The organism is Longimicrobiaceae bacterium (assembly GCA_035696245.1).
Classification (GTDB): domain Bacteria; phylum Gemmatimonadota; class Gemmatimonadetes; order Longimicrobiales; family Longimicrobiaceae; genus DASRQW01.
The window spans coordinates 1-4,490 of record DASRQW010000556.1 but is presented as its reverse complement, the minus strand read 5'-3'; the positions used below and the strand labels follow the sequence as shown (position 1 = coordinate 4,490).

The following is a 4,490-nucleotide window of genomic DNA, read 5'->3' as shown; positions in this document are numbered from 1 at the left end:
TCTGTCCCCGAGGGCTACGCTCGACGTCTGGAACGAGGTTCATGGAGCTGACCGCCGCCGAAGTCTGGTCGCGCATCCTCGAGGGGGCGCGCACCGCCCTCCCCGAGCAGGCCTACCGCACCTGGCTGGCACCCACGCAGGCCGTCGCCATCTCGCAGGACCTGCTCGTGGTGTCGACTCCCAACCCGTTCGCCGTGGACTGGGTGGAGGACAAGTACGCCGAGCTGCTGGGCGGCATCGGCGAGCAGCTGTTCGGTCGGCACTTCACCCTCTCGGTGCAGTACCACGGCAACGGCAAGACGCCCGCACCCCCGCCGGAGGTGCACCTCTCCGCCGCGCCCGGCAGCACCGCGGACGCGCCTGCCGCACGCCCCTCCGCGCCCGTGGCGTCCGTGCACGCGGGCCAGGAGACGGGACTGCGCGCGTCGGCGCCGCTGAACGGCAAGTACACCTTCGACCGCTTCGTCATCGGGCCCAGCAACGAGCTGTCGGCCGCGGCGGCGCACTCGGTGGCGGAGACGCCCGGCAAGTCGTACAACCCGCTCTTCATCTACGGCGGCGTGGGATTGGGCAAGACGCACCTGATGCACGCCATCGGCAACGCCATGCTGGCGCGCGAGCCCTACAAGAAGGTGATGTACCTGTCGTCGGAGCGCTTCACCAACGAGCTGGTGAGCGCCATCCAGGGCGGCGGCATGGCCGAGTTCCGCCGCCAGTACCGCCAGATCGACCTGCTGCTGGTGGACGACATCCAGTTCCTGGAAGGCAAGGAGCGCACGCAGGAGGAGTTCTTCCACACCTTCAACGCGCTGCACGACGACCAGAAGCAGATCGTGCTCACCAGCGACCGGCCGCCGAAGGAGATCGGGCTGGAGGACCGCCTGGTGTCGCGCTTCGAGTGGGGCCTGGTGACCGACATCAAGCCGCCCGACTTCGAGACGCGCATGGCGATCCTGCGCAAGAAGGTGGAGCTGGACGGCCTGGAGATCCGCGACGCCGACGACGTGCTGACCTTCATCGCCCGCAACCGCACCAGCTCGGTGCGCGAGATCGAGGGCGCGGTCATCAAGCTGCTCGCCTACTCGTCGCTCACCCGCCGCGACATCACGGTGGAGCTGGCGCGCGAGGCGCTGGGCGTGCCGCTGACGGCCGACGAGCGGCAGCGGGCCCACGGCGGCGCGCAGGGCGGCCCCACCCCCGAGGCGGTGCGGCAGAAGGTGGCCGAGGCGTGGAGCACCACCGTGGAGGCGCTCCAGTCCAAGAAGCGCACCAAGGACCTCACCATCCCGCGCCAGGTGGCCATGTTCCTGATCAAGGAGCTGTTCGAGCTGCCGCTGGTGGAGGTGGGGAAGATGTTCGGCGGGCGCGACCACTCCACGGTGATCCACTCCATCGCCAAGGTGGAGGAGGACATGGGGAACGACGCGGCCTTCCGGCAGCGGGTGGAAGCCCTGCGGAGCGCCCTGAAGTAGCCTGGCGAGGTGTGGAGAACCCGCTGTGGAAAGGGTGTGGACGCGTTGTGGAGAAGGGCGGAGGTAGGGGGATGTGTGGACGGGCTGGGGACAACCGCTCTTCTCCACAACGTTCCCCACGATGGGCCAGGGTGTCGCAGGCGGTTGCGGTAAACGGGGATGCGGACGCGGGGAGGAGAGTTATCCCCGAACCCACACCCTCTACTACGACTACTAAATTTTCTATCTACAGTGTGGTAGAACAGCTTCCCGGTGGATAAGCTCTCACTCCAGCGTTCGGCGACCAACGTATGAAATTCACCATCACGCGCGAGAACCTGCAGCAGGGCCTGGGGGCCGTGGCGGGAAGCATCCCCACGCGCACCACGCTGCCCGTGCTGGCCAACATCCTCATCGAGGCCGAGGACGGCGAGGTGCGGATGAGCGGCACCGACCTGGACACCGCGGTGTCGGTGCGCGTGCCGGCCGAGGTGACGGAGCCGGGCGCCATCACCGCGCCTGCGAAGAAGCTGCAGGAGATCGCGCGCGAGCTGCCCGGCTCGGTGGAGATGTCGACGCAGGGCGACACCATCTCCATCAACAGCGGCCGCACGCGGTTCAAGCTGAACGGCCTGCCGCGCGACGAGTTCCCCGCCTTCCCCAAGGTGGACTTCGCCGAGAGTTGGAAGCTGACGGGCACCGACCTCCAGCGCCTGATCTCGCACGTGTCGTTCGCGGCGAGCACCGAAGAGACGCGGCCGATCCTGAACGGCGTGCTGTGGCAGCTGGGCGACGGCGACATGCGGATGGTGGCCACCAACGGGCACCGGCTGGCGAAGATGACGCTGCCCATCGAGACCGGCACGCGCACGCCGGCGGGCGACCTGATCGTGCACCCCAAGGCGCTGGGCCAGGTGCAGCGCCTGTTCGGCAGCGCGGCCAACGTGGAGATCGCCCGCAGCGAGAACCACATCGGGTTCCGCGGCGAGGGGGTGCAGGTGTTCACGCGGCTGATCGAGGGGCCGTACCCCAACTACGAGCAGGTCATCCCCAAGGACAACGACAAGTCGCTGGTGGCCGACAAGGGCGCGCTGACCGCCGCCGTGCGCCGCATGGCGATCGTGGCGAGCGATCAGACGCACCGCATCCGCCTGTCGCTGGGCGGTCCCATGCTGCGCTTCAGCGTGGAGACGCCGGACCTGGGCGCCGCCACCGAGGAGCTGCCGGTGGAGTACGACGGCGAGCCGCTGGAGATCGGGTTCAACGCCCAGTACCTGCTGGAGCTGCTGCGCTACATGCCCACGGACGAGGTGAAGCTGAGCTTCAAGGCGCCGGAGCGTGCGGCGACCATCCAGCCCATCGGCAACGAGGACACGCCGGACTACCTCTGCCTGGTGATGCCGCTGCGCCTGCTGAGCTGAGACGGGGATCGTCAGACGAATACCGGCCAGGTAAGGGACGGGGGATGCGGATCGGATTCGCATCCCCCGTCTTCATCTCCACCCGCATCCAACCCGGCGATCGTCGCACTCGCGCTGCCGTGCTTGCCCGCTCTCGTCGGATGCCCGATCGAAGAGCCGGTGGCGCCCGTCTTACGTGTCCATTTCCGGCGGGATAGATTGTGCGCGGGCCGGCTGCGAGGGCGGGCCATAGCGGAACGGATGGCTGATCTTCAACGTTCACATCACGATGCGAGCTTCACGCAACGACCCCTGCCCCTGCGGGTCCGGGAAGAAGTACAAGGCGTGCTGCATGGCCGCCGACCAAGCGGCGGACCGCGTGGACGAGCTGCTCGGCGGCGGCGCCGGGCGCACCGCCGTGGACGCGGGCCTGGCCGCCGCGCGCACGTCGACTACATGGGCGGTGGAATACGTGCCGTTCTCCACGGGTTTCCGCAACGACCCCGACGGGCGTCCGTCGCTGGTGATCGTGATGGCGGATGGGTTCATCGTCCGCGGCGACGTCCAGTCCCGGCGGCCCCACTCCCTCGCCGAGCGCGCGGCGATGCTCGCGGCCGGGATCTCCGCGGCGGGACGCACGGCCGGCCTGCTGCCCGAGCGCGTGCTGGTGCGCGACCCCGAGACGGCCGCTGCGCTCCAGGCGGAGCTTTCCGGCCGCGGCATCCGCGTGGAGGCCGGGCTGCCGCCGGAGATGGACGAGGCGCTGGACGGCTCGTTGGAGCACATGTGCGAGAGCGACGTGCACGCCCGCGTGGTGATGCCCGGCGCCTGGGCGGAGACGGAGGCCACCCCCGCGGAGCTGGAGGCGCTGCACGCGGCGGCGGCCGATTTCTACAGCGCGGCTCCGTGGACGAGCATCGAGGATACGCGCCCGCTGCTGCTGGATTTCGCGGACGGCTCGCAATGGGCGGCCAGCGTGATGGGCGGCGGCGGGATCGAGACCGGCCTGGCCATCTACTCGGAGCTGGACGACCTGTACACGCTGCTGGACGCGGAGAACGAGCTGGCGGAGACGTTCCTGAATCTCGCGGGCACGTCGCTGAGCGTCACCTTCGATCCGCGGGGGACGCTGGACCGCGCGATGCAGCGCGAGGTGGCGAAGGCCGGGTGGCCGGTCGCCGGACCCGACGCGTACCCCAAGATGATCGTGATCCACGCGCCCGAGCGCCGGGCCACCCCCGCGCACGTCCGGCGGATCACCGCCGCGCTGCGCGCTATCGCTGTCGTGTCCACGGGCGGGGATCCCCAGACGGCGTGCGGCGTGAAGGTCACACTGGTCGCCTTCACCGACGACGCGGCATGGCCCGCGCCGGAAGCCGCGACGCCGTGCCTGCCCGCCGGGCCGGGCGCCGACCCCGCAGCCGGCTACTGGGACGCCTTGCCGCCCGCGGAGCTCGCCCGCGTGGAAGCCGAGCGGCTGGCGCGGCTCGCGACGTGGCTGAACCGGCAGAAGAAGCCCACCAAGGGCCTCCGCGCCGCCACGCTCCGGAACGGCGAGCACTGGGCGGAGTTCCTGGTGGCCCAGGGGATGCCCGCGGGTGCCGTGACGGAGTACGAGCTGAGGCTGTTCGTCTTCGGC

The 4,490-nt window shown here is 69.9% G+C and carries 3 protein-coding genes; all 3 read left to right on the top strand.

Annotated features, from left to right (window positions below):
- A partial coding sequence (gene dnaA / locus VFE05_24730) for a chromosomal replication initiator protein DnaA (protein ID HET6233305.1) occupies window positions 1-1,472 on the top strand: 1,472 nt, incomplete at its 5' end.
- A 290-nt stretch (window positions 1,473-1,762) separates the two neighbouring features.
- Window positions 1,763-2,872, top strand: coding sequence for a DNA polymerase III subunit beta (gene dnaN / locus VFE05_24725; protein HET6233304.1), 1,110 nt, complete (start codon window positions 1,763-1,765; stop codon window positions 2,870-2,872).
- Window positions 2,873-3,140: 268 nt separating this feature from the next.
- A partial coding sequence (locus tag VFE05_24720; protein ID HET6233303.1) for an SEC-C domain-containing protein occupies window positions 3,141-4,490 on the top strand: 1,350 nt, incomplete at its 3' end.